We start from the raw sequence: 25,967 nt of genomic DNA on the forward strand, positions 1-25,967 counted from the left end.
AAAAACTAGTACTATCATTTGATGCAAAGTTGCTAAATTTGTCGATATGAATAACGATATAAATCCGAATAATTTAAAAGAAGGGGAAGATTTCTATTATACCTCTGAAGGATACAAATGTTTTACCGAAAAATATCACTTAAAAAGAGGTTATTGCTGCAAAAGCGGTTGCCGACATTGTCCGTATGGATTTGATAAAAAAACGGAGAAAAATAAAAAATAATCTGTCTTTAGTCGCAGTATTCAGTAAAAAAATAAACATCAATACAACATATAAAAAAATGACGTTTCAAGAACAAATATTACAAGGAATTCCTTCGGTTTTACCAAATCCAAAACCGTATGAAACAGAAATAAATCATGCACCAAATCGAAAAGAAATTCTTTCTGATGAAGAAAAAAAATTAGCCTTAAAAAATGCTTTACGCTATTTTGATTCTAAACATCACGCTGAATTACTTCCGGAATTTAAAGCCGAATTAGAATGTTACGGAAGAATTTACATGTATCGTTTACGTCCTGATTACAAAATGTACGCACGACCAATTTCGGAATATCCTGGAAAATGTGAACAAGCGAAAGCCATTATGTTAATGATTCAAAACAATTTGGATTATGCGGTGGCACAACATCCACATGAGTTGATTACTTATGGTGGAAACGGAGCTGTTTTTCAAAATTGGGCACAGTATTTATTGACTATGCAATATTTAGCAGAAATGACTGATGAGCAAACTTTAGCTATGTATTCTGGTCATCCAATGGGATTATTTCCTTCACATAAAGAAGCTCCAAGAGTTGTAGTTACTAATGGAATGGTAATCCCAAATTATTCAAAACCAGATGATTGGGAGAAAATGAATGCTTTAGGTGTATCGCAATACGGGCAAATGACTGCAGGAAGTTATATGTATATTGGTCCGCAAGGAATTGTTCATGGAACAACAATCACCGTTTTAAACGGATTTAGAAAAATAAAAAAAGCTCCAAAAGGCGGATTATTTGTAACCTCAGGACTTGGAGGAATGAGTGGTGCTCAGCCAAAAGCTGGAAATATTGCAGGCTGCGTAACCGTTTGTGCTGAAGTAAATCCTAAAATCACACACATTCGTCATTCACAAGGATGGATTAATGAAGTAGTTGAAAATATAGACGAACTGGTACCAAGAGTTAAAAAAGCGCTTGAAAATAATGAAGTAGTTTCTATTGCTTATTTAGGAAATGTAGTTGATGTATGGGAACGTTTTGATCAAGAAAATCTTCATATAGATTTAGGTTCTGATCAAACTTCTTTGCATAATCCATGGGCTGGAGGTTATTATCCAATCGGGTACACTTTTGAAGAGTCAAATAATTTAATGGCTAATCATCCTGAAAAATTCAAGGAAGAAGTTCAAAAAACATTGCGTCGTCATGCTGCAGCAATTAATAAACACACCGCAAAAGGAACCTATTTCTTTGATTACGGAAATGCATTTTTACTTGAAGCTTCTCGTGCTGGAGCCGATGTATTTGCTAAAAACCACATCGATTTCAAATACAATAGTTACGTACAAGACATTATGGGACCTATGTGTTTCGATTATGGATTTGGACCTTTCCGTTGGGTTTGTGCTTCAGGAGATCCAGCAGATTTAGCCAAAACCGACAAAATTGCCTGCGATGTTTTGGAGGAAATGATGAAAAACTCACCAGAAGAAATCCAACAACAAATGGCCGATAATATCCAATGGATAAAAGGTGCGCAAGAAAACAAATTAGTCGTAGGGTCACAAGCTAGAATTCTTTATGCTGATGCAGAGGGTCGAATTAAAATTGCAGAAGCTTTTAATCAAGCGATTGCTCGTGGCGAAATTGGCTATGTAATTTTAGGTAGAGATCATCACGACGTTTCTGGAACGGATTCTCCTTATAGAGAAACCTCCAACATTTATGATGGTTCACGCTACACTGCAGATATGGCTATACAAAATGTAATTGGAGATAGTTTCCGTGGAGCTACATGGGTTTCTATCCACAATGGAGGTGGCGTTGGCTGGGGCGAAGTAATTAATGGTGGTTTTGGTATGGTTATTGATGGAAGTAAAGAAGCATCTAAACGATTAGAGTCGATGCTTTTCTGGGATGTAAACAACGGAATTTCAAGAAGAAGTTGGGCTAGAAACGAAGGAGCTATTTTTGCAATAAAAAGAGCCATGGAGACGCAACCTTTATTAAAAGTTACCATCCCTAATATAGTGGAAGAGCAATTGTTTGATTTTTAGATAATTTATGTTTTAGATTTATCAATCAAATCAAACAATTTGGATACATAATAATCTAAAATTCTATAAAATGAAAACATTAAAATTACTTTCGATACTTCTAATTGCAACTTTAGCATCTTGTAGTTCAGTTAGAGTAAATGCCGATTACGATAAAAAAGCAACTTTTGTAAATTACAAAACCTATGCTTATTTAAAAAGCGGAATTGATAAGGCTGAAATTTCTGATTTAGACAAGAAAAGGATTCTTTATTCAATTGATGAAATTATGACAAAAAAAGGGTTTAGCAAATCTGAAAACCCTGATGTTCTAATTAGTATTTTTACTAAAGAAAGAGAACGTGTTGATGTATACAACAACATGGGATTTGGTTGGGGCTGGAATCCTTATTGGGGAATGGGTATGGGTTACACAAATGTAACTACCACTCCCGAAGGAACACTTTTTATCGATTTAATTGACGCAAAAACAAAAGAGTTAGTTTGGCAAGGAGAAGGTAGCGGCTATCTTACTAAAAATACAGAAAAAAAAGACGCTCGAATTATGGAGTTTGTTTCAAAGATATTAGAGCAATATCCTCCAAAATAATAAAAACAAAAGGTGTAAAGTGAATTTTACACCTTTTTTAATAATATTAATTTTTTAATAATATTAGAATCTTTAGCTTTTCATAACTTTGCACAGCTTTTTTAAATTAAGCCACAATTAGAATGAAATTTTACAAGAGTTTAGCATTTTTAATTACTTTTTTTTTCTTTACAGATAATTCCTTTTCTCAATGTTTTGAAATCGAGAGTATTTTAGTAGACGCGTGTGACAATGGAACCAATGAAGGTTACAATGAAATGTTTCGAATGAAAATTGGGACAACGCCACTCAACACAAATACCTTAAACATCAATTGGCCAGCTCAAACTTGGTTAGGATTAGTACAAAATGCAACTACAACCTCAAAAGTTAATCAGCTAAATAATGCGATTTTAGCAGCTGGTGGATGTGGTCAAATTTTAGAACCAATTGGAGGAGTGCTTCCTGCTAATTCAACCGTTATTGTTGTTTCTAGCCCAAACTTAGATACAACTTTGAACTCTTTCGGGGCATTGACTTCAAATATTTATATGTTATTTCAAGATACCCCTGCTAACCCAAATGCAGGTCACTTTGGAAATTATAACGCTACACCCGCAACCCGAACTTTAAGTGTTACATTTGGTGGAGGTTGTTCCGATAGTGTAACTTATCAAAGAGCTAATTTAATTAATATTCTAGGCACGGTTGGAGGAGCAATATCTGATCTAAATGGTTCAACTGTAAATTTTAGTCCAACTGGAACTCCAACCTATGTTAACAATGGTTGTACGGCACCAATACCTCCTTTTACTGTAGAAGCTGGAACAACACCATTAACTGCTTGTCCAGGACAAACTATTAATTTGTCAGGGACTGCTCAAGGTCAAACAAGTATAGTCTGGTCTGCCCCTAATGGAAGTTTTTCTAATTCAGGTAGCTTAGTTACAAATTATACAATTCCAACTACTGCCATATCAGGCAGCACAATAACTTTAACTCTAACTGTTACAAATGTTTGTAATACCTCACTTTCTGATAATATAGTAATTAACATTAGCGGAAGTACGTTATCCTTATCTAGTGCAATTGGAACAACTAATCAATCCATTTGCTCTGGAACTGCAATTACCCCTATTCAATATACTTTTGGAGGTGGTGCAACTAGTGCGACAGTTTCTGGTTTACCAACTGGTGTAACGGCTTCGATTTCTGGAAATGTTGTTACCATTAGTGGAACTCCTGCAACTGATTTTTCTTACACTATTAATACAGTAGGCGGTTGTGGTTCGGTTAGTTTAAACGGAATTGTATCGCTTTCAAACAATGCAACGCTAACCTTAGACTCTGCGAATAACAATCAATCCATTTGCTCTGGAACTGCAATTGCTCCTATTCAATATACTTTTGGAGGTGGAGCAACTAGTGCAACGGTTTCTGGTTTACCAACTGGTGTAACAGCTTCGATTTCTGGAAATGTAGTTACCATTAGTGGAACTCCTGCAACTGATTTTTCTTATACTATTAATACAGTAGGTGGTTGTGGAACTAGTACACAAAATGGAACCGTTGCTTTTTCTAGTAATGCAACTTTAACTTTAAATTCATCAGCAGCAAGCACCAATCAATTTGTTTGTATAAATCAATCCATAAATCCAATATCTTACTCTTTTGGAGGAGGAGCCACAGGTATTACTATTACTGGACTTCCAACTAGTGTAAATGCTACAACTATTGGAAATACCGTAACGATTAACGGAACACCAACAAGTGATTTCACTTACTCTATTACTACTGTAGGAGGCTGTGGAAGTGTTACATTAAACGGCAGTGTTACTGTTACATCAACTATCGTTACTCTGTCTTTAAATTCGGCTAATAACACTCAAAATATTTGTTCTGGAAGCGCAATTATTCCAATCCAATATACTTTTGGAGGTGGAGCAACTAGTACAACGGTTTCTGGTTTACCAACTGGCGTAACGGCTTCGATTTCTGGAAATGTTGTTACCATTAGCGGAACTCCAACTACTGCTTTTTCTTACACTATTAATACCTTAGGCGGTTGTGGCTCAGTTAGCTTGAATGGAACTATTTCTCTTTCAAACAATGCTACTCTAACTTTAGACGCTACTAATAATAATCAAGCCATTTGTTCAGGAACTGCAATTGCTCCTATTCAATATACTTTTGGAGGTGGTGCAACTAGTGCAACGGTTTCTGGTTTAACATCTGGTGTAACGGCTTCGATTTCTGGAAATATTGTTACCATTAGCGGAACTCCTTCAGCTGATTTTTCTTATACTATTAATACAGTCGGCGGTTGTGATTCAGTTAGTTTGAATGGAACTGTATCTCTCTCAAACAATGCTACTCTAACTTTAGAAGCTGCTAATAATAATCAAGCTATTTGTTCAGGAACTGCTATTGCTCCTATTCAATATGCTTTTGGAGGTGGAGCAACTAGTGCAACGGTTTCTAGTTTACCAACTGGTGTAACGGCTTCGATTTCTGGAAATGTTGTTACCATTAGTGGAACTCCTGCAACTGATTTTTCTTATACTATTAATACAGTAGGCGGTTGTGATTCAGTTAGCTTGAATGGAACTGTATCTCTTTCAAACAATGCTAATTTACCGACTTTTGATCCTATTGGACCAATATGTGAAGGTATAATAACTAATTCTCCTCTTCCAACAATCTCAACTAATGGAATAAGTGGAACATGGGCGCCTAATTTTAATAATACAATCACTCAAACATACGTATTTACTCCAGATTTTAACCAATGTGCTACTAGTACTTCTTTGACTATTCAAATTACTCCAAAGCCAACGATAACATATTTGGTTACGGATACCATTTGCGATGGTAGTACTTTAGATTTTGTTTTAAACAGTAGCTTACCAAATACGACATATATATGGAGTGCTACAGTTTCAAATATTTCAGGTTCATATAGTACAACAACTAATGGGGATGAGACTAATATAAATCAAATCGCTACATTAACGGATTCTGAAAACATTGGAACAATAACTATGGTTATCATTCCAATGGCTAATGGATGTTATGGTGTGGCATCAAATCCTATTGTAATCACAGTTAATCCAATACCATTAGTTGAGAGTGTAAGTGTTGCGGATAGTTCAGTTTGTTCAGCAACAAATACAACCAACAATGTACATGTTGATATTGTAGGTAACATAAGTGGTATTACCTATAGTTGGACAGCAATAACAAGTGGTGTAAATGTTGTAGGAGGTCCTACATCAGGAACAATTATCGCAACATCAACAACAGCTATGATTGATTTACAAGTAATAACAAGTAATCCATTAGTGGCTGGAACAATTTATTTTGAAGTTACACCAATTCGAAATGGTTGTCCAGGTAATTTATTAACAAGTGGAATAGTTACCGTTAATCCAAATCCAGGTTTACCAATTTCATCACCAGTAAAAACAATTTGTAGTGGTAACAGTACAGATTTAATGATTGATGTTTCTCCACTTATTATAGGAACACAATTGACATGGGAAGTGTTAACGGTTGTAAATGTAACAGGCGCAACACCTGGAACAGGCATAGCTCCATCACCAATTAATGATGTATTAACAGCTACAACCAATACACAAGGTTATGTTATCTACCGAGTACGATCTACTTTAGGAGATTGCCAAGGCGGTTACACAGATTATAGAGTGAATGTAAATCCATCCCCACTCCCAATATTAACAGATGGAAACATTTGTATCACGGCAACAGGAGAAGTATATCAGACATATACCTTAACTACAGGTTTAAATGATGCAGATTATGATTTTGAATGGTTTGACAGCAATGGTACTATTATCGCAGGCGCAACAAATTCAACATTAGTAGTAGATGCAGCAGGTACTTATAGTGTTATTGCAACCAATTGGTTAACGGGATGTTCATCTGATCCTCTTTTAGCAAGTGCTACGGCAACGGTCACTGCAACAACTCCAGCAACATCAATGACGATAGTTCAAAGTGAGTATTTTAGTGAAAATGCAACTATAATAGTAACAGTTCCAGATGGTTCAGGAACATTAATGTATTCGTTAGATGAAGGCGCACTGCAATCATCAAATGTATTTACAGGAGTGAGTGCAGGGGAGCATATAGTTACAGTAATCGATACAGAAGGATGTACTTATATGACACAAGAAGTAATGGTAATAGATTATCCAACTTATTTTACACCAAATGGAGATGGAATCAATGATACATGGAATATCGTTGGATTAAATCAGGCAGATGCGAAGTTGTACATTTATGACCGTTATGGTAAATTATTGAAACAATTAAGTGCAACACAAGACAGTAATGGTTGGGATGGTACACACAATCAAGAACAGTTACCATCAACAGATTACTGGTTTACATTAGATTATACAGAAAATGGAGTTGCTAAACAGTTTAAAGCGCATTTCTCTTTAAATCGATAGAAATTAATATTAATATTTTAAGAGCGGTACATTTATTTGTGCCGCTTTTTTATGACTCATCAAATCTATATTGAAAAGATTTCTGTAAAAAGAGAATTGAAATTAAAGCTAAAAAGTAAATTAATAATTTATAATGAGTTTTATCAATTCGTTAAAAAAGCTTTCCTGATGTCTTAAAAATTCCTAATTTTACACAAACTTCACGAATAAAATTATGGAAACGCATTTTGAAAGCAATACGCTGATTGACAGATTACCAAAGCATTTAAAACAATTCATTAAACCACAAGTTTATGAAGATTATACACCCATTAACCAAGCGGTTTGGCGTTATGTAATGCGTAAAAATGTAGATTATCTTTCAAAAGTAGCACATAGTTCTTATTTAGAAGGCCTGAAAAAAACAGGTTTGGAAATCAATAACATTCCAAACATGTATGGTATGAATCGAATTTTAAAAGAAATTGGATGGGCTGCTGTTGCTGTTGATGGATTTATTCCACCCAATGCTTTTATGGAATTTCAAGCCTACAATGTTCTAGTTATTGCTTGCGATATTCGTCAGTTAGAACACATTGAATATACTCCTGCTCCAGATATTATTCACGAAGGTGCGGGCCATGCTCCTATCATTGCTAATCCAGAATATGCTGAATATTTACGTCGTTTTGGCGAAATTGGTTGCAAAGCGATTTCATCGGCGCGTGATTACGAATTGTATGAAGCCATTCGTTTGCTTTCTATTTTAAAAGAAGCAGAAGACACTCCAGAAGATGAAATCAAAAAAGCCGAAGAACAAGTAGATTTTTTGCAAAATAATATGGGCGAACTATCTGAAATGTCGCGCATTAGAAACTTACATTGGTGGACCGTGGAATATGGTTTAATTGGAACCGTTGATGATCCAAAAATTTATGGTGCTGGATTACTTTCTTCAATTGGTGAAAGTGCTTGGTGTATGACAGATAACGTAAAGAAAATTCCGTATGATATTTCAGCAGCCGACATGAGTTTTGACATTACAAAACCTCAACCTCAACTATATGTAACTCCCGATTTTGCTCAATTAAGTTTAGTTTTAGAGGAGTTTGCAAATAAAATGGCATTGCGCACTGGAGGCTTATCTGGCATTAAAAAACTAATTAGCTCTAATGCTTTAGGTACCATAGAATTAAGTACTGGTATTCAAGTTTCTGGAATTTTTACTAATGTAATTGAACACGAAGGAAAACCTGTTTATATTCAAACTTCAGGAAAAACGGCGCTTTCATATAGAGAAAAAGAAATAGTAGGTCACGGAACAGAATACCATGCCGAAGGTTTTGGTTCACCAATTGGAAAATTAAAAGGAATCAATCTAACTATTGAAGAGATGAGTCCAAGAGATTTACGAGCATATGACATTTACGAAGGAGAACAAGTAACTTTAGAATTTGAAGGAAATATAATCGTAAAAGGTGAAATCATCACAGGTTCGCGTAACTTACAAGGTGAAATTTTATTAATTAAATTCAAAAACTGTACAGTTACTCAAAACGATACCGTTCTTTTCCAACCTGAATGGGGTATTTACGATATGGCAGTGGGTAAAAAAGTAATTTCTGCTTTTTCTGGCCCTGCAGATGTGAATAGTTTTGATATGATTAATCATGTTCCATCTTCTCAAACGATTAAACAAAAAAAATCGGCAGAGAGAGAAGAATTAGAAAAATTATATGCTAGTATTCGAAATATTAGAGAGAATAAAACTGCAACTACAACATTAAAAGAAGCTTTTGCATCTGTTACTGCAAATCATCCAAATGATTGGTTATTGTCCGTCGAGATTGCAGAATTGGCTAAAAAAGAAGGCGATTCTAATTTGGTAGATAAAGTTTTAAATCATTTAGAAAAAGTAAAAATCAATCGTCCAGAAATCAAACATTTAATTGACAATGGATTAGAATTAATTTTTGAAAAAGCGAACATATAGTCACGTCTTAGTAACTTATGTTACTGAAAAGACCTATAATTGCAATTATCTTTGTCAAAAAAAGCAACATTATGGGATTATTAGATTTTTTAGGATTAGGAAATAAAACAAATGACATACAAGAATATGTACAAAAAGAAGCCATTATTTTAGATGTAAGAACACCTGATGAGTTTAAAGAGGGACACATTAAAGGATCAAAAAATATTGCCTTACAAGTTCTAAACGAAAATATCGAAACCATCAAAAAATGGAACAAACCAGTTATCGCATGTTGCCGTTCTGGAATGCGAAGTGCTCAAGCAACTTCCATTTTAAAACAAAACGGAATTGATTGCATTAATGGTGGCGGTTGGAACAGTTTAGAAAACAAATTATAAAAAAAGTCCCGATTGAATCGGGACTTTTTTAATTCACCATATTTAACTGCAAATCTTTATCAGATTTTATTTCATTTCCTTTGTAAGATAACGTCCAACCCATAGAATTTGTGAGAATCAACATTTTTGAAAGTTCACTCAATAATCGGTTTTGAGCATTTGTTTTTAATGTAGATTTTTCAATTTTTTTGGTCAAATTTGCTCTTGCAATTTTATTTATCTTATTATAATCTTCACCTGTAAACTCGTTAAACGTGGAAGATTCGGTGTCATAATATTTAAAATCTGGACTAATTTTAATCTCTTCTTTTGGTATGTTTGTGATTGTCAAAATTTTGTTTTTTGCGTCAATATCATACGTTACTTTGCTCAAATCAAAACCTACCGTAACATCCGCATTAATAACAACCAACGCTTTTTTATCAAAAGACAATCCAGGGATATACGTCTCCTTTTTATCTTTATAGGTTAAAACCTCAGCGAAATGACCTTCAGTTACGACCAATTTACCAACATTCTTTATTTGAACTTGAATCAAATTGGTGTCATATTCAATAGTTGATGTTTCTGATTTCTTAGTAAAAAACTGAAAGACAAAATAACCAATTACCAAAAAAACAATAATATATAACAATTTTCCAGAACGTCCAATGGCTTGAACAATTGGAATTAACATGTTTTTTATTTGAGTTTCAGAAGAAGAAGTTCGTGCCATAATTAAAATTTTACACGAAGATAGGAAGATTTTTACTTAAATGGATGGCGTTGTTGCCAATTTAATTCAGGCTCTAACTGCTTGAAAAATTTTTCCATAAATCTATTAATCAATTTATTATTATGAAAAATGAATCCCGACATATTCACAGGTTTTGCACCAATTGAACTTTTAATTTCTAGAGCTGTTCGTCCAAAAATAATTCGTTTAAAACCTTTTTCAATGCCATACTCGGTCATATTGTACAACATGTTCAAATACAACATATTTTCTTTCTGTATGGTTTCATCATAGCCTAAAAAATAAGTCTCTAAAGTTTCATCATTTAATAAAAGCGTATGAAAACCTACTAATTTTTTATTCAAAAAATAACCAAAAATCTGAAAACGATTACCACATTGCCCTTTTAAAGTTGAAAAATGATTTTTAGCCAAGAAAAACGTATTAAAAGGAGCATTTTTTGCTACATAATGATACAAATCATAAATGGTGTTTTCATGTAAAAGCACTTCTTCAAAAGAAAGATTTTTAACCAAAATACCATCAAATTTCTTGTGCGCACGTTTGTATTGGTCACGATATTTTTTTGAAAGAGCATTGATGTAATCTTCAGCCGATTTCCAATATTGATCCAAATAAAAAATCATATTAGGTTGTGTATTGAACTCGTAGGTTTCTTTAAAACGATACTTTTTCAGTTCAACCGAACAATTTTCATAAAAATCTTTAAAAGAAACTAAATGAATTTTTACGCCTTTTTGCTTGAAATATTCAGTAATTTCATCAGCACTTTGAAGCAAAATTTCGCTAATACATTCAAAATCTATTTCTTTAGAAAACACATAACCATTTTGACCTGTTATCATGTTATTTCCAAGAAATAAAGTATGAGAAGCAAAGTTTTTAAAAATAAAATTTCGAATGGCTGTTTTAAAACATTTATCTCTTTCACCAAACGATTCGAGTTTATTCAAATCTAAATATTGCGCCAAAGAAACGCCAATTAATTCTGAACCTTCGAAAATACCAATATAAAAACATTCCATATTTACCGGTGCAGAGCGTTCTAACACGGATAAATAAGGCATTTGCAAAAAAACATTACTTTGAGCTACCGTATCCCAAAGTGAAGGTAGTGCTGCAATTGAATTGTAAATTTTATAGGTAATTCCGTTCACTGTAAAAAATAAATCGCCCCACAAATGTAGAGCGATTCTTATATAATTAAATGTTAAATTATTTCCAACCGCAAATTATTGCACCCATTAACGTCATTACCACAATCCAATAACCAGAAGTAACAGCTGCATATTTAAATGATTTTTGTTCAAATAAACAGTTTATTGCAATGACAGGTAATGCAACAAAAAGACCAATCATTGAGCCATGTAGAGCGCCATGTTTAAATGTTCTAAATACATTTCCATAATCTGCCATAAACACTGCATAAGAAGACAATGCTTTTTCAGCCTCTGTGGGTCCACCAACCATACCTAATGCTCCAAATTGATGAATTACAAAGGTAGGCATAATGAACGCCAACATAAATGAAAAAACAAAAGTTAATCCGAAGATTTTCGCCATGCTTCCTTGTTTGGCTTTTTCATCAGTCATACCTGTTTCATTCATCCAAATGGTTCCGAAAACTTTGGGATTGTACCATACAAATCCGACAACAAAACTTGAAAGAGCAGCAACTAAAATTGCTGGAAAATTAATTAGTTCCATAATTGATATAGTTTATTGGTTAATCTATCAAAAATAAGAAAAATTAATTAAAAACCGATATAGCAGGTAATGCCTTTTGGTTAAAATCCCAAAGGGCTTGATTTTCCCAAGAAGAACCATTTGTTGAAACTGTACCTCTAAAAGCAATCCATTCGGTACCCCAATAACAAAAACCTAATCCGTTTGGTGTGTTTTTGACAGTATTTTTAATTTGAAGTAAAAATGCTTTTTGTCCTTCTGGAGAAGCAGCATAATTAGGATGAATTTGATTTGCCAAACCGATTACATTATTAGTCCAGTCGTTCCAACCGAATGTAAATGGATACGAAGTTTCGGCAACTAATACTTTTTTATTGTGTGTTTGACCCAAAGACGTTATGGTTTGTTGTAATAAATTAATATCGGTTCCGTGCCAAATAGGATAATAAGATAATCCAATATAATCATAATCAATAGCTGCAGTCTTAGAAAAAAACCAAGAAGCGCCTGTTATTCCAGCATAATGTAACATGATTTTTGTTGCTGGACGATTGATTCTAATTACAGTACTTGCACTTGCTAAAAGCGATAAAAATTGAGTTTCATTGGATTCTAAATTTCCATCAGGATAAATAAAACCATTATTGATTTCATTACCAATTTGAAAAATATCGGGTTGGATTTCGTTTACAATAGTTACTGTATAATTCTCAACTTGTGTTTTTAATTGCGTAAAAGTCAAGCCGTCCCAAGCTGATGGTTTTTCTTGATTCCCTGGGTCTGCCCAAGTATCTGAATAATGCACACTCAACCAAACTTTCATTCCGTGATTTTTAACGCGTTGCGCTAAAGATTTCACTTCATTAAACCCAGATTGATTTACTGTTGGTGTATGCCAAAGCCTAATTCGTATTGTATTGCAACCTGCATTTTTTAGAGTAAGCAGTGCGTCTTCGGCAATGTTATTACTATTGTAGTAAATAGTTCCTTCAGACTCTATCAAAGGCAACATAGACATGTCTGCTGCCTTGATAAATTCTTGAGATGTATTTGATTCTTCTTCTTTAGAACAAGAAAAAGTAATGAGAATACATAATAATGATAATAACTTTCCTCCAATTTTCATTGGATAAAGATACAAAAAACTATTATTCGCTTGCTACTAATTTTGAAGCACTACGGTATAAAAACTCATTATAAATGTGTCTTCTTGCAAAACGACTTGGCGATTCTGCATTAACCATTTTAATGTAGGTAACTTTTGGCACACTAAAATACTCATAGTTACTTCCATCTAAAAATGAAATATACAACACACCATTATCCATGTAAAAATCTTGAATATTTACAGTAGTAGTTGTTTTTAAATAAACTTCTTTATTTTTTTCTTGCGTTTCTGGAGCAATACTTACTAAAAAGTGATATGCTTCAATAATATTTTTACTTCTTTCTTCAGCAGCTAAACGCTCCACTGGATCTGCAATAGTATCAGGATGATCTTCCTTCATACTATTTCTGTAAATAGTTTTCAGTTCTTTTAACGTAGCTGTTTTGGCAACATCAAGTAACTTTCTGTACTCGGCAATTTTCTTTGGATTCATAATATTTTAAAATAAAGGTGCAAAAGTAGTGTTTTTATTATTAAATCAAGCCAAAAAACCAAAACAATAATAAAACATAACCATTTATTAATGAATTAATTACACAAAAAAAGCTCCACATTTCTGTGAAGCTTCTTAGTAGCGGGAACAGGACTCGAACCTGTGACCTTCGGGTTATGAGCCCGACGAGCTGCCTACTGCTCTATCCCGCGATGTACGGTTGTAATTCAATAATTCTTAGTAGCGGGAACAGGACTCGAACCTGTGACCTTCGGGTTATGAGCCCGACGAGCTGCCTACTGCTCTATCCCGCGATTTATGAATGCAAAGGTACAATCTTTATTTAAAATTACAAGACTTTTTTAAAAATAATGTTTTCTTTCTACTATTTCAGGCGTTATCACTACCTTTGTATCCATAAATATATTGAAATGGAGCACAGAGCAGGTTATGTAAATATTATTGATTTGATATTAAGAGGAGAATGTCCAGTGGACATTCGGTTAAAAATGTTACACTTTAAAAATAATTCTCATGCATAAAGCAGGCTATGTCAACATAATTGGTAACCCGAATGTAGGAAAATCAACTCTTATGAATGCGTTTGTAGGTGAGCGTCTTTCCATTATCACATCGAAAGCACAAACTACAAGACATCGTATTCTAGGAATTGTAAATGGAGATGATTTTCAAGTTTTATTTTCAGATACGCCAGGAATTATAAAACCTGCGTATGAATTGCAAAATTCGATGATGGATTTTGTGAAATCGGCTTTTGAAGATGCTGACATTTTAGTGTATATGGTTGAGATTGGCGAAAAAGAATTAAAAGATGAAGCGTTTTTTAATAAAATTATCCATTCTAAAATCCCAGTTTTGTTGTTATTAAACAAAATTGATAAATCCAACCAAGAACAATTAGAAGAACAAGTACAAGCCTGGAAAGAAAAAGTACCTAATGCAGAACTTTTTCCTATTTCGGCTTTAGAGAATTTTAATGTACAAACCGTTTTTGATAGAATTATCGAATTACTTCCGGTTTCTCCAGCATTTTATCCTAAAGATGCGTTAACCGATAAACCCGAACGTTTCTTTGTTAACGAAACCATTCGTGAGAAAATCTTGTTGAATTACGATAAAGAAATTCCATATGCCGTAGAAATTGAAACGGAAGAATTTATTGAAGACGATAACATTATTAGAATTCGTGCCGTGATTATGGTGGAACGCGATACTCAAAAAGGAATTATCATTGGTCACAAAGGTGCTGCTTTGAAACGTGTTGGAATTCAAGCAAGAGAAGATTTAGAAAAATTCTTTGGCAAACAAATTCACTTGGCTACTTACGTTAAAGTAAATAAAGATTGGAGAAGCAGTGCATACCAATTAAAACGTTTTGGGTATAACCAGAAGTAAAAGTTGGGAGTTGTGAGAAAACAAATAATCGCTCCGTCAATTCGAGTGATTTTTAAAAGTAAAAATGCTAATTTTTGCTTTTGAAAATTGTATCGAGAACTATAGAAACGAAATCAAAATCCTATAGTTCTCGATACTTTTTTTATTTGGAAATCTTAGGCTTTCCAAATAAAAAACACTCGAAATGACGCTGGTGGAATTATACTTTCATTTGAATTGTAAATTTTCTTTTTTGACAGAATCAATAAATGATTTTATTAGTTTAAAAACTGTAACAAATTCAGTTTGACAGACATAAATTATTCCAAAACCTTATACATCAAATCTTCTAATTCGTGCATTTGTGGCACACCGCGTTCTCTGTTTAATAGTGCCATAAAATAGAGCGAAAACCAAAAAACTACCATGATTCCCATTATACTGAAATCTAAAACCGTGGATTGTTTTAGCGACCAATGCGTGTAAGCCATCATAGCGAAAACTAAAAACAATCCTGCGATGATAAAGTGTAGAAACATAAAAAGCGTCCACAACAATTGCTCTGGACCAAAAAGACCTTTTACTGTTGTCTTATCATCATTGGCTTCTAATTCCAAATGTAAAAAAGGCGAATAGTATTTTCGTTTTTCTTTGCTGAAATAAAAATACAAATGCTCGTCGATTATTTTTATTTGATAATCGGCTTTGAGTTCTGTTTTTAGCTGTTTTGCTTTTTCTAAAATCTTATCGACACTGTTTTTTGATTCGACTTCAAACTTTGGTCGTAGTGCAATACTTTTTTCAGGCTCCATTTCTTCTGATTTTAAAGCTAATATATACATTTTTAACAAATGTTGAACAAATTTCACACCCTAGCCCAGATTATCTCACATATTAAATATTTTTCATAGGAGTTCGATGAATTTCATTTAAAACGGAAACCCCGCAAATTTTTAATCTATTTTTTCTTTTTATTTGGACAGCGACCTTAGAAGCTGACCGAATAAATTTAGAAAAAAAGAGCTAAAATTGTGGTGTTGTAGTGGATAGCTGGAAAAAGCTCCAAAAAAAATCGTACTTTTGCCGATTCAAAATAAGATTATGAATAATATTGTTGCCATTGTAGGAAGACCAAATGTTGGAAAATCCACATTTTTTAACCGTTTAATTCAGCGAAGAGAAGCTATTGTTGACTCGGTAAGCGGTGTTACTCGTGATAGAAATTATGGAAAAAGTGAGTGGAACGGAAAGGAGTTTTCTGTAATTGATACGGGAGGTTATATCAAAGGATCGGACGATATTTTTGAAGCGGAAATTCGTCGTCAAGTAGAATTAGCTATTGATGAAGCAGATGCTATTATTTTTGTGGTGGATGTAGAAGAAGGCATTACTCCAATGGATGATGAAGTGGCTAAATTGCTAAGAAAAGTTACAAAACCCGTTTTATTAGTAGTAAATAAGGTAGATAATGCAATGCGTGAAAAAGACGCTATTGAGTTTTATAATTTAGGATTAGGAGAATACTATTCGATTTCAGGAATGAGCGGAAGCGGAACAGGAGAACTTTTAGACAAATTAGTCGAAGTATTACCTGAAATGCCAGAAGTATCTGAAGAAGTAGAACCTTTACCACGTTTTTGTGTTGTTGGAAGACCAAATGCAGGAAAATCGTCGTTCATCAACGCTTTAATTGGCGAAGATAGATTTGTGGTAACCGACATTGCTGGAACTACTCGTGATGCAATTGATACGAAATACAACCGTTTTGGATTTGAATTCAACTTGGTAGATACGGCTGGAATTAGACGTAAAGCGAAAGTAAAAGAAGATTTAGAGTTTTACTCTGTAATGCGTTCGGTTAGAGCTATTGAACATAGTGATGTTTGTTTATTGGTTATTGATGCTACTCGTGGATTTGAAGGACAAGACCAAAGTATTTTTTGGTTAGCTGAGAAAAACCGTAAAGGTGTTGTAATCTTAGTAAACAAATGGGATTTGGTGGAAAAAGACACCATGAGTACTCGTGATTACGAACGTAAGATTAGAGAAGAATTACAACCATTTACCGATGTGCCTATTCTTTTTGTTTCAGCTTTAACCAAACAACGTTTATTAAAAGCATTAGAAACTGCAGTGGAAGTTTTTGAAAACAGAAAACAACGTATTTCAACTTCAAAATTCAACGAGTTGATGTTGCCAATTATTGAAGCAACGCCACCACCCGCTTTGAAAGGAAAATATGTAAAAATTAAATATTGTATGCAGTTGCCAACACCAACGCCTCAGTTTGTATTTTTTGCCAACTTACCGCAATATGTAAAAGATCCTTACAAACGTTTTATTGAAAATAAATTGAGAGAACAATACAATTTTAGCGGCGTTCCAATTGACATTTATTTCAGACAGAAATAGTTAAAAAACCGAAGTTAACGCTTCGGTTTTTTTGTGTTTATTGTTAAATTTTTCGTAAGAAAATTTTTATTCACACAATAAATATTTTATTTCGCTGTTAATTACACTTTACAACTTTTAATTCCTTTTCTATGTTTAAAAATTTTATTTATCTAGTAGCATTGCTTTTTTGTACTTTATCTAGCTTTGGTCAAAATTCAATTTCGTTAAAAGGAAAAATTATCGATAAAAACACTTCGGTTCCTTTAGAATCGGCTACTATTTATTTAAAATCTGCAAAAGATTCAACTTTGATTGATTATACGATTTCTGATAAAAACGGAAATTTTGCTTTTAAAACAAAAAAAATGGACAATCCCATCTATTTTAAAATTTCTTATATTGGATACTATGATTATTCAGAAAAAATTGAAAATTTAAAAGCAGATAAGGATTTTGGATCCATAAGACTCGAAGAAAATGTAAGTTCTTTAAAAGAAGTTGTAATACAATCAGAGGCACCGCCCGTAACCATTAAAAATGATACTTTAGAATTTAATGCTTCCTCATTTAAAGTTCGCCCTGATGCCAATGTGGAAGCCTTATTAAAGCAACTTCCAGGCGTTGAAATTGACGAAGAAGGTAAAATTACAGTTAATGGAAAAGAAGTGAATAATATCTTGGTAAACGGAAAACCTTTCTTTGGTAAAGACGGTAAAATTGCAACACAAAATTTACCCGCAGAAATTATCGACAAAGTCCAAGTAACGGACACCAAAACCAAAGAAGAAGAATTATCGGGTCAGAATGCCACATCGGATGAAAAAACAATTAATTTAACCATTCAGGAAGATAAAAATAAAGGCGTTTTTGGTAAAGTCAACGCTGGTTATGGAACCGACGACAGATATGAATCGAGTTTATTGTTTAACTATTTTAAAGACACTCAAAAAATTAGCATCTTAGGATCTTCAAACAATGTTAATTCAATTGGATTTTCAATGGATGAAATTTTTGATAATATGGGTGGCGGCAGAAATAACTCAATTTGGGTAAACGACAACGGTAGCTTTGGTATCAACGGGATGCAATTTGGAGGCAACAACGGTATTACTCAATCTAATATGATTGGAATTAATTTTGCTGACGAATGGGCAAAAAAGAAAATAAATCCAAATGGTAGCTACTACTATTCTAATGCAGAAACCAAGAACAATAACAGAACTAATAGAATAAATTTATTACCAACAGGAAACAGCACCACACTAGCAGAATCAAAAACAAAATCAATTACGGATGGACATAATATAGGAATGGATTTTGAAATTAAACTTGATTCTACTACTACAATTTATATGAGTCCTAGTTTTGCTAAAAGTGAAATAAAAAACAAAAACACTGGCTTTGATGCTACTTTTGACGAAACTGGAGCCGCTTTAAATGAAAATACCACGGACAATAATTGGTCAAGCCAAAACAACACTTTTAGAAACAACATTTATTTTTATAAAGGTTTAAAGAAAAAAGGAAGAGGAATTAGCGCTTCGGTTGAAAATGAAAACAGTAAAAACGAATCTGATTTATTTACTAAAACAACCACCACATTCTTTCAGTCTGGAAGTACTGATGACGATAGAAATCAATTCAGAATCGACAATTCAAAATCAGACAGTTTTAGAGCAGAAATAGGCTATAACGAACCGTTAAGAGATTCATTGGTTTTTAACTTTGAAACTATTTATAAATATAAAAAAAATAAAGATACACGAGAAACGTATGATTTTGACGGCGTATTTAATTCTTATACAAATTTTAACGACCTTCTTTCAAATGACATCACCTCCTCTACTTCTTCTGTAGCTCCAATGATTGGAATAAGCATTAGAAAAAAGAAAATTAGAGGTAGTATTTCTATGGGAACAGAGATTATCAGATTCAACAACCAATCTAATTATATATCAAATTTAACTACGGTAAACAAAAACTATCTGTATCCTAAAATGAATGGTTATATTAATATTACACTTGGCAAGTCTAAATCGATATACAGTTATTATTCCTATGAAGTTAATTTACCTTCAGCAAACCAAATTTTACCCTTCGAAAATTTAGGAAATCCACTAAACACATATATTGGAAATGCTGACTTAAAACCTAACGAAAACTACTCTGTTTATACGAATTTTAACAATTATGATTATGCAACACGTAGTGGTTTTTATGCTTATGCTGGTGGCGATTATAATGTAAACCAAATAGTAGCTTCAACCACATATGATGCCGATTTTAAAGCAACTACCACTTATCAAAATGTAGACAGAGCGTATAACACCTATATTGGCTTTAGTTTAAACAAATCATTAAAGAAAGAAAAAAGAACCTTTAAATATGGTTTTGGACTACAATTAGGTTACAATTATGACCAAGGGTTAACCAATACTGAATTATTTGAATCTAAAGGTTTAACGCTAAATCCAAGAGCTAACATTTCTTGGTCAATTGACGAAATAATTACGATTAATCCCTCATACAAATACACTTATATTACCAATGATTTTACGAATTATGTAATTGAAAACACCAAAAACTTCCTGCACAGTGCCAAGTTAGAAATCACCAGTTATTGGCCTAAAAAAGTGGTTTTAGGAAGTGATTTTGGATACAACTACAACTCCAATATTGCAGATGGTTTTCAAAAAGATTTCTATTTATGGAATTTAAGTTTGGGCTATAATTTTTACCAAGACCAATTATTAGCCAAAGTAAAAGTATACGATGTTTTAAATCAAAACATCAGTTCAACAAGAACTATTACACCAACAGCTATTACGGATATGGAAAATACGGTTTTACAACAATATGTCATGTTTTCTTTAACCTATAAATTAGAAAAATTTGGCGGCAAGAAAAAAGATGATGGCTCCATGATTTTTATAGATTAAACAAAAAACTCGTTAGAAATTCTAACGAGTTTTTTTATACTTTTTATTTTTCACTTCAAAGCTACCAACTTCCACCAGCACCTCCACCCGAGAAACCGCCGCCACCGAAGCCACCGCCGAAACCTCCAGAAGAACCACCGCCACCAAAGCCACCGTTACCTCTTCCAAGGCTACTAAGTATAATAATGTCTCCTAAATCTAAACCGCTACCGCCTCTAAAATTTCCGCCGCCTTTATTTCCTCTGGAAGCTAAAACCAATAGAATAATAACAAAAACAACAATCAAAATGAATGGTAAAGGATTACTTGATTCTTTTCTAGAGCCTTTATATTTTCCTTTTAAAACTTCAAAAATAGCATCGGTGCCTTTATCAAGACCTAAGTAAAAGTTTCCTGCTTTGAATTCAGGAATAATTATATTACGGATAAGCTGTCCATTTATTCCGGCAGTTAATCTATCTTCAACGCCATATCCAGGAGAAATCCATATCTTTTTATCGTTTTTGGCAAAAAGAATGATAATTCCGTTATCATTTTGCTCACTTCCACCAATTCCCCATGTTTGTCCCCATCTTGGAGTTAGAATCCCAATGTCTTCACCTTTTAAATCTTCAATTGTAATTAAGACGATTTGAGTAGTCGTAGAATCGGAATATCGAATTAACTTGTTTTCTAATTCTTTTTCTTCTAGAGGATTTAAAATATCAGCATAATCATAAACACTGGTTTGAAAACTAGGTCGATCAGGAATAGTAAACTGCGCTTGAGCAACAATCCCAGTTAAAACCAATACAAATAAAAATAACTTTCTCATATTAGTTTCTTGAGATTTCGTTAGACAATTCGTTTGTATCATCTGATTGATATGGGAAATAGTGTTTTAATCGTTGTCCGGCTTGTAAAATACCTTCGACTAAGCCCTTTTTAAAATTTCCTTCTTTAAAATTTGCAATTACAGTATCTTTTGTACAATCCCAAAAATCAGATTCAACTACATCATTGATACCTTTGTCGCCAATAATAGCAAACTTTTTATCAGAAACAGATATATAAAACAAAACACCATTTCGATCTTGCGTTTCGTTCATTTTCAACTCAAAAAAAACCTCTTGAGCTCTGTCAAGAGGTGATTTTTCAGAATGTTCTTCTATATGCACTCTAATTTCTCCCGAAGTGTTTTTTTCGGCTTCAACAATAGATGAAACAATTTCTTGCTCATCTTGTTTTGTTAAGAAATCTTTGGTTTTAGACATTATTTTTTCTCGCTATTAAAGTCAAAATCTACCTCTACTGGTTTTTCAGCTCCTGCAACCGCTTTAAAAACAGCTTTCTCTTTGTAATCAGATAAAATTAAACTTCTAGGCATTTTTAACACATAGTTGTTATATTTTTCAACTGATTCGTTAAAACGTGTTCTAGCCATTAAAATTTGATTTTCAGTACTAGCCAATTCATCTTGTAATTTCAAGAAATTTTGATTCGCTTTTAGGTCTGGATATTTCTCAACAGTAACCAATAATCTAGATAAAGCAGAAGAAACACCACTTTGAGCTTGATTAAATTGTTCAAATTGTTCTGGAGTAATGTTTGTTGGATCAACAGTAATAGATGTTGCTTTAGCTCTAGCCGAAACAACTGCTTCTAAAGTAGATTTTTCAAAATCAGCAGCACCTTTTACAGTTTTTACTAAATTTCCAATCAAGTCATTTCTTCTTTGATACGAAGTTTCTACATTTCCCCATTCTTTTTTTACAGCTTGGTCAACTGTAATTGCTCCATTTTTAACGCTAATATACCATAATCCAAATATTAATAATAATACTAGTAATCCTCCAACTCCTATTATCCAAGGCAAAAATTTTCTCATAATTTTAATTTTTAAAGTTTAATTAATTGTTTATAGTTGATTTTTAATCGTATTCAATTGTGCTTTAATCGATTCTAATTTGCTGATAATTTCAAATTTATCTAAGGTTTTTTTCTGACCTTCTTTCAAATGTATTTTGGCGCCTTCTAAGGTAAATCCACGCTCTTTTACTAAATGATATATCAATTGCAAATTCTTTACATCTTCGGGCGTAAACATCCGATTTCCTTTGGCGTTTTTCTTTGGTTTTAGAATATCAAATTCTTTATCCCAAAAACGAATTAAGGAAGCGTTCACATCAAAGGCTTTGGCAATTTCGCCAATGCTGTAATATCTTTTATTTGGTGCTAATTCTAAATGCATTTTTTAAATTCAATTTTTAATTTTTGGAACATATATTAATGAAATTTGAAAAATTAAAATTACTCCTAACTTTCATCGTTCCCGCGCTTGGCGAACTTCGGAACTCATTATTTTCTGTTAAAGATAAAATTTCTTGCGAAACGTAAACGTTAATTTACTGCAAAATTCGCAATTGCGCCAAGCATCTATGTAAAAGCATAACTTTGAGTTTCCTAAAAACGAAGATTATGCAATTACACGATGCTTTAACTATTCCAAAGATATTCATTGGATTAGACATTCACAAAAAAAGTTGGACCGTTTCTATTCAAACGGATTTATTTTTCCATAAAACGTATTCTTTGCCATCCGTTTCAGAGGATTTGTATCAATATGTTGAACGAACTTTTCCGAATCATGAAGTACATTTGGTTTATGAAGCAGGATGTTGTGGTTTTTCAGTTGCGCGTTATTTTTTAAATTTGGGCTGGCATGTTTTGGTTGTTAATCCAGCAGATGTGAAGACTGGTGATAAGGAGCGTTATCAAAAAACGGATGCTTTAGATTCGAAAAACTTATCTAATCAATTAAAAGCTGGTGTCCTAAAAGGAATTTACATTCCTACAGAAGAACACGAACAGTTTACTACTTTGGCACGACATCGGACTCAAGTAACCAAGAAATTACGACAAACCAAATCACATATTAAAAGTATGTTGCTTTTTCATGGTATCAAAGTTCCAGACCAGTTTGATAATTCGAATTGGAGTAAGGATTTTGTTTCTTGGTTAGAAGAATTAAAGTTTAGTACGAGTTGTGGCGATTTGGCTTTACAAGGTAAAATAAGACTCTATAAATTTATTAAATCAGAATATTTAGAAATTGCGAATCAAATGAGATTACATTGTAGAAAAAACAACAAAAAAGATTATTATCTTTTAAAATCCATACCAGGAATTGGCGGTTATTTAGCTAGTGTAATTATAGCAGAATGTGGTGATTTACGTCGATTTAATACCGAAGCACAATTTAGTTCTTATATTGGATTAGTTCCTGGGATTTATAATAGTGGCGATAGTGAAAAATGTTTGGGAATTACACCACGAAGTCGCTCACAACTTAGAAGTTACTTGATAGAAGCGGCTTGGGTTGCCATTAGAAAAGATATCGAGATGCAACAATATTACCGCAAACATCAAGGAAAAAACGTGAAGAGTATCATTGTTAAAGTAGCTCACAAAATGGCACGAAGGATATTATCGGTCATCAAAACAGAAACACCTTATCAAATAAATCGTAATTTAGTTATAGAACAATAAAAAAGTAAAATTTTCTTAACAAGCTCAACCATACAAGAGAAATAGACTACAAAACAGCCGTGGTGGTTCCGATTGATGGAAGCCACAGCGCCAAGCAGGTAGCTATTTTATTTATTCTTACAATCATACCGATGCTGGTGGCTGCGATGAATTGGAGACCACATATAGGAGCGTGAACTTTAAGAATTTAAAAAGAAAAATATGAAATAAAAGAGGAAAATCTATCGTGGCATCATTGATAAAGTTAGCCTAACTTTTTATGTCCTTGCCTTTGGCGGACAAAAGTTAGTTGCCAACTTTACCAACAAGCCGTGTTGCGAAATAGTAACTCGAGAAAAAACGAAATATAACCCTTACTCAAAGTTGTTAATAACTTTAGGGTGCTTTACATAGGAACGTGTGTTAGAAGTAGTACTTATTTTGTTATGTTTTCATAATTCTGTTTTCCAAGTATTCCTTTTTCATAATAGATTCTGAGTTCGTTTTCAAACATTTTCATATTTTCAGTTTTAGTTTGTAAAAAGTGGTATTTATAGATTTGGTTTTTATGATGAATTTCAATATAGTTTTTTAATCCATTTGATTTTTTCGGATTTAAAGCTGAGATATTTCCGTTAAATTTTCCACGAATTGAATAGTTAAGAATACTAATTTTTTCAATATCATTTATCAAGTATGTGTTTTCTCCACAAATTATTTTTTCAGTTTCAATTATTAAGTATCCTGAATAAGTTCCATTTTCAGTTTCGTATCTAAATAAGTTTATGTTAATTACGTAAATTAAGCAATAAACTGTGAAAATAACAACCATTACAAAATATAGTAATTCTAAATTTTCAATATTTTTAGGAAACATTTTTTTTGAAAAATAAGTAATCAAAATAAGAGAAATAAGTATAAATAAAACTTTCGTGGATTTATGTATTTTTATAGAATTATCAGGATAAAATATCTTTAATTTCTTCATTAAGTCTCTATTTTCGTCTGTTCGGATAGTATTACTGCTAACTCCTTACTCTAATCCAGCGATTGGTTTTCTTGGTTTGCTAATTTTGAAATTTCTATATACTCTTTCGCCGAAATACTTCCATAATAGAAATTCAGAGGATTTACTCGTTCTCCATTTTTAAGCACTTCATAATGTAAATGTGGCGCCTGACTTCTTCCTGTACTGCCTACATAACCAATAATATCACCTCTTTTTACACGTTGCCCTGGTCTACATTTGTATTTACTTAAATGCGCATACAACGTTTTATAGCCATAACCATGATTAATTTCAATATGATTTCCATAACCCGATAATGAAGCATCTGCTTTATAAACTACACCATCCCCTGTGGCATAAATTGGCGTTCCTGTTCGTGCAGTAAAGTCCATTCCATAATGAAACTTTCTGATTTTTGTAAATGGGTCACTTCGATATCCGTAACCAGAAGCCATGTGTTTTAAATCCTCGTTTTTAACCGGTTGAATCGCTGGAATTGCCGCCAACAATTTCTCTTTTTTCTTTGCTAAAGCAACAATTTCATCCAATGATTTCGATTGAATTACCAATTCTTTCGTTAATATATCTACCCGTTTAGTTGTATTTTCTAACAACTCTGAATTATTATAGCCTTGCAAATCTTTATACCTATTCACGCCGCCAAAACCTGCTTTTCGCTCTTCTTCTGAAATTGGTGTTGCGTTAAAATATATACGGTAAATGTCGTTATCTCTATTTTCAATCGCTTCTAAAACCTCATTCATCAAATCAATTTTTTTATTCAAAACCTTGTAATTTAAAGCTAATGCTTCAATTTCTCTTGCCTGAATTTTATCTTTTGGGGTTTCAAAATAACTCGTGTTAATCAACAATAGAAAAATAAGAAAGCCAAATAAAGCCGATGACAATAAAAACAACACTACATAAGCAAATTTTTTCCTTTTTTTAGTTCGGATTCGCTTATATGCTAAATTTTCTGAATCGTAATAATATTTTACCTTCGACATATATGAAAATATACTATTTTTGTGCCAAATTTAT

General features: G+C 33.0%; 22 protein-coding genes and 2 tRNA genes. 10 read left to right on the forward strand and 14 right to left on the reverse strand.

Annotation, left to right across the window (positions count from 1 at the left end):
* Positions 1-46: 46 nt before the first annotated feature.
* The 6 genes from RSE15_RS05615 to RSE15_RS05640 all read left to right on the forward strand — a co-directional run bounded on the left by RSE15_RS05615 (position 47) and on the right by RSE15_RS05640 (position 9,659).
* Positions 47-223 (forward strand): C1orf53 family protein, encoded by a 177-nt coding sequence (locus RSE15_RS05615; RefSeq protein WP_324069997.1) that lies wholly within the window; start codon positions 47-49, stop codon positions 221-223.
* A 58-nt stretch (positions 224-281) separates the two neighbouring features.
* On the forward strand, positions 282-2,264 hold the full coding sequence (locus RSE15_RS05620) for a urocanate hydratase (protein ID WP_324069998.1): 1,983 nt from the start codon (positions 282-284) through the stop codon (positions 2,262-2,264).
* Positions 2,265-2,334: 70 nt separating this feature from the next.
* The gene (locus RSE15_RS05625) at positions 2,335-2,853 is read left to right on the forward strand and encodes a DUF4136 domain-containing protein (protein ID WP_324070000.1); all 519 of its coding nucleotides are present in this window, start codon (positions 2,335-2,337) and stop codon (positions 2,851-2,853) included.
* A 122-nt stretch (positions 2,854-2,975) separates the two neighbouring features.
* Positions 2,976-7,307: a T9SS type B sorting domain-containing protein gene (locus RSE15_RS05630; RefSeq protein ID WP_324070002.1), complete on the forward strand. Its 4,332-nt coding sequence runs from the start codon at positions 2,976-2,978 to the stop codon at positions 7,305-7,307.
* Positions 7,308-7,521: 214 nt separating this feature from the next.
* Positions 7,522-9,279, forward strand: coding sequence for an aromatic amino acid hydroxylase (locus RSE15_RS05635; RefSeq protein ID WP_324070004.1), 1,758 nt, complete (start codon positions 7,522-7,524; stop codon positions 9,277-9,279).
* Between the two features lie 71 nt (positions 9,280-9,350).
* Positions 9,351-9,659, forward strand: a complete 309-nt coding sequence (locus RSE15_RS05640) for a rhodanese-like domain-containing protein (protein ID WP_324070006.1) — start codon at positions 9,351-9,353, stop codon at positions 9,657-9,659.
* A gap of 28 nt (positions 9,660-9,687) precedes the next feature.
* On the opposite strand, the gene RSE15_RS05645 is transcribed toward RSE15_RS05640, so the two are convergent.
* The 7 genes from RSE15_RS05645 to RSE15_RS05675 form a co-directional block, all read right to left on the reverse strand.
* Complete coding sequence (locus RSE15_RS05645; protein WP_324070415.1) at positions 9,688-10,335, reverse strand: DUF4230 domain-containing protein; 648 nt, start codon at positions 10,333-10,335, stop codon at positions 9,688-9,690.
* Positions 10,336-10,406: 71 nt separating this feature from the next.
* The gene (locus RSE15_RS05650) at positions 10,407-11,552 is read right to left on the reverse strand and encodes a GNAT family N-acetyltransferase (protein WP_324070008.1); all 1,146 of its coding nucleotides are present in this window, start codon (positions 11,550-11,552) and stop codon (positions 10,407-10,409) included.
* 58 nt (positions 11,553-11,610) lie between these two features.
* Complete coding sequence (locus RSE15_RS05655) at positions 11,611-12,102, reverse strand: DUF1761 domain-containing protein (RefSeq protein WP_324070010.1); 492 nt, start codon at positions 12,100-12,102, stop codon at positions 11,611-11,613.
* 43 nt (positions 12,103-12,145) lie between these two features.
* Entirely contained in the window at positions 12,146-13,207 is a 1,062-nt protein-coding gene (locus tag RSE15_RS05660; RefSeq protein WP_324070012.1) for a glycoside hydrolase family 53 protein, read from the reverse strand.
* 22 nt (positions 13,208-13,229) lie between these two features.
* A complete protein-coding gene (locus RSE15_RS05665) occupies positions 13,230-13,682 on the reverse strand; it encodes a KTSC domain-containing protein (protein WP_324070014.1) in 453 nt (150 codons plus the stop codon).
* Between the two features lie 139 nt (positions 13,683-13,821).
* Positions 13,822-13,894, reverse strand: a tRNA-Met gene (locus tag RSE15_RS05670).
* Positions 13,895-13,923: 29 nt separating this feature from the next.
* Positions 13,924-13,996: transfer RNA gene (locus tag RSE15_RS05675), tRNA-Met, on the reverse strand.
* 220 nt (positions 13,997-14,216) lie between these two features.
* Here RSE15_RS05675 and era point away from each other — a divergent pair.
* The gene (gene era / locus RSE15_RS05680; protein ID WP_324070016.1) at positions 14,217-15,098 is read left to right on the forward strand and encodes a GTPase Era; all 882 of its coding nucleotides are present in this window, start codon (positions 14,217-14,219) and stop codon (positions 15,096-15,098) included.
* Between the two features lie 299 nt (positions 15,099-15,397).
* Here era and RSE15_RS05685 read toward each other — a convergent pair whose 3' ends face one another.
* Positions 15,398-15,919 carry a hypothetical protein gene (locus RSE15_RS05685; RefSeq protein WP_324070018.1) on the reverse strand — a complete coding sequence of 174 codons (522 nt, stop codon included), beginning with the start codon at positions 15,917-15,919 and terminating at the stop codon, positions 15,398-15,400.
* Positions 15,920-16,178: 259 nt separating this feature from the next.
* Here RSE15_RS05685 and der point away from each other — a divergent pair, with 259 nt between their 5' ends.
* Both der and RSE15_RS05695 read left to right on the forward strand, forming a co-directional pair.
* Positions 16,179-17,489 carry a ribosome biogenesis GTPase Der gene (der, locus tag RSE15_RS05690; RefSeq protein WP_324070019.1) on the forward strand — a complete coding sequence of 437 codons (1,311 nt, stop codon included), beginning with the start codon at positions 16,179-16,181 and terminating at the stop codon, positions 17,487-17,489.
* 131 nt (positions 17,490-17,620) lie between these two features.
* Complete coding sequence (locus RSE15_RS05695) at positions 17,621-20,410, forward strand: outer membrane beta-barrel protein (RefSeq protein ID WP_324070020.1); 2,790 nt, start codon at positions 17,621-17,623, stop codon at positions 20,408-20,410.
* A gap of 61 nt (positions 20,411-20,471) precedes the next feature.
* On the opposite strand, the gene RSE15_RS05700 is transcribed toward RSE15_RS05695, so the two are convergent.
* Genes RSE15_RS05700 through RSE15_RS05715 form a run of 4 tightly spaced genes read right to left on the reverse strand, consistent with a single transcriptional unit; the run spans position 20,472 to position 22,640 of the window.
* On the reverse strand, positions 20,472-21,224 hold the full coding sequence (locus RSE15_RS05700) for a TPM domain-containing protein (RefSeq protein WP_324070022.1): 753 nt from the start codon (positions 21,222-21,224) through the stop codon (positions 20,472-20,474).
* 1 nt (position 21,225) lies between these two features.
* Positions 21,226-21,663 (reverse strand): TPM domain-containing protein, encoded by a 438-nt coding sequence (locus RSE15_RS05705; RefSeq protein ID WP_324070024.1) that lies wholly within the window; start codon positions 21,661-21,663, stop codon positions 21,226-21,228.
* The gene (locus RSE15_RS05710) at positions 21,663-22,277 is read right to left on the reverse strand and encodes a LemA family protein (RefSeq protein ID WP_324070026.1); all 615 of its coding nucleotides are present in this window, start codon (positions 22,275-22,277) and stop codon (positions 21,663-21,665) included. The genes RSE15_RS05705 and RSE15_RS05710 overlap by 1 nt, the downstream gene beginning before the upstream one ends.
* Positions 22,278-22,307: 30 nt before the next feature.
* Complete coding sequence (locus RSE15_RS05715; RefSeq protein WP_324070028.1) at positions 22,308-22,640, reverse strand: MerR family transcriptional regulator; 333 nt, start codon at positions 22,638-22,640, stop codon at positions 22,308-22,310.
* Between the two features lie 227 nt (positions 22,641-22,867).
* On the opposite strand from RSE15_RS05715, the gene RSE15_RS05720 reads away from it, so the two are divergent.
* Positions 22,868-23,938 (forward strand): IS110 family RNA-guided transposase, encoded by a 1,071-nt coding sequence (locus RSE15_RS05720; RefSeq protein WP_324070030.1) that lies wholly within the window; start codon positions 22,868-22,870, stop codon positions 23,936-23,938.
* Positions 23,939-24,353: 415 nt separating this feature from the next.
* Here the strand turns inward: RSE15_RS05720 and RSE15_RS05725 are convergent, their stop codons facing one another.
* A complete protein-coding gene (locus RSE15_RS05725) occupies positions 24,354-24,905 on the reverse strand; it encodes a hypothetical protein (RefSeq protein ID WP_324070032.1) in 552 nt (183 codons plus the stop codon).
* Positions 24,906-24,955: 50 nt separating this feature from the next.
* Positions 24,956-25,933 carry a M23 family metallopeptidase gene (locus RSE15_RS05730; RefSeq protein ID WP_324070034.1) on the reverse strand — a complete coding sequence of 326 codons (978 nt, stop codon included), beginning with the start codon at positions 25,931-25,933 and terminating at the stop codon, positions 24,956-24,958.
* Positions 25,934-25,967: the final 34 nt, after the last annotated feature.

It is taken from the genome of Flavobacterium sp., from assembly GCF_035195345.1.
Classification (GTDB): Bacteria; Bacteroidota; Bacteroidia; order Flavobacteriales; family Flavobacteriaceae; genus Flavobacterium.

Excerpts from the sequence above, each read along its gene's own strand:
- RSE15_RS05615 (WP_324069997.1), top strand. The coding sequence starts at position 47 with ATGAATAACGATATAAATCCGAATAATTTAAAAGAAGGGGAAGATTTC.
- RSE15_RS05620 (WP_324069998.1), top strand. The coding sequence starts at position 282 with ATGACGTTTCAAGAACAAATATTACAAGGAATTCCTTCGGTTTTACCA.
- RSE15_RS05625 (WP_324070000.1), top strand. The coding sequence starts at position 2,335 with ATGAAAACATTAAAATTACTTTCGATACTTCTAATTGCAACTTTAGCA.
- RSE15_RS05630 (WP_324070002.1), top strand. The coding sequence starts at position 2,976 with ATGAAATTTTACAAGAGTTTAGCATTTTTAATTACTTTTTTTTTCTTT.
- RSE15_RS05635 (WP_324070004.1), top strand. The coding sequence starts at position 7,522 with ATGGAAACGCATTTTGAAAGCAATACGCTGATTGACAGATTACCAAAG.
- RSE15_RS05640 (WP_324070006.1), top strand. The coding sequence starts at position 9,351 with ATGGGATTATTAGATTTTTTAGGATTAGGAAATAAAACAAATGACATA.
- RSE15_RS05645 (WP_324070415.1), bottom strand. The coding sequence starts at position 10,335 with ATGTTAATTCCAATTGTTCAAGCCATTGGACGTTCTGGAAAATTGTTA.
- RSE15_RS05655 (WP_324070010.1), bottom strand. The coding sequence starts at position 12,102 with ATGGAACTAATTAATTTTCCAGCAATTTTAGTTGCTGCTCTTTCAAGT.
- RSE15_RS05660 (WP_324070012.1), bottom strand. The coding sequence starts at position 13,207 with ATGAAAATTGGAGGAAAGTTATTATCATTATTATGTATTCTCATTACT.
- RSE15_RS05665 (WP_324070014.1), bottom strand. The coding sequence starts at position 13,682 with ATGAATCCAAAGAAAATTGCCGAGTACAGAAAGTTACTTGATGTTGCC.
- era (WP_324070016.1), top strand. The coding sequence starts at position 14,217 with ATGCATAAAGCAGGCTATGTCAACATAATTGGTAACCCGAATGTAGGA.
- RSE15_RS05685 (WP_324070018.1), bottom strand. The coding sequence starts at position 15,919 with ATGTATATATTAGCTTTAAAATCAGAAGAAATGGAGCCTGAAAAAAGT.
- der (WP_324070019.1), top strand. The coding sequence starts at position 16,179 with ATGAATAATATTGTTGCCATTGTAGGAAGACCAAATGTTGGAAAATCC.
- RSE15_RS05695 (WP_324070020.1), top strand. The coding sequence starts at position 17,621 with ATGTTTAAAAATTTTATTTATCTAGTAGCATTGCTTTTTTGTACTTTA.
- RSE15_RS05700 (WP_324070022.1), bottom strand. The coding sequence starts at position 21,224 with ATGAGAAAGTTATTTTTATTTGTATTGGTTTTAACTGGGATTGTTGCT.
- RSE15_RS05705 (WP_324070024.1), bottom strand. The coding sequence starts at position 21,663 with ATGTCTAAAACCAAAGATTTCTTAACAAAACAAGATGAGCAAGAAATT.
- RSE15_RS05710 (WP_324070026.1), bottom strand. The coding sequence starts at position 22,277 with ATGAGAAAATTTTTGCCTTGGATAATAGGAGTTGGAGGATTACTAGTA.
- RSE15_RS05715 (WP_324070028.1), bottom strand. The coding sequence starts at position 22,640 with ATGCATTTAGAATTAGCACCAAATAAAAGATATTACAGCATTGGCGAA.
- RSE15_RS05720 (WP_324070030.1), top strand. The coding sequence starts at position 22,868 with ATGCAATTACACGATGCTTTAACTATTCCAAAGATATTCATTGGATTA.
- RSE15_RS05725 (WP_324070032.1), bottom strand. The coding sequence starts at position 24,905 with ATGAAGAAATTAAAGATATTTTATCCTGATAATTCTATAAAAATACAT.
- RSE15_RS05730 (WP_324070034.1), bottom strand. The coding sequence starts at position 25,933 with ATGTCGAAGGTAAAATATTATTACGATTCAGAAAATTTAGCATATAAG.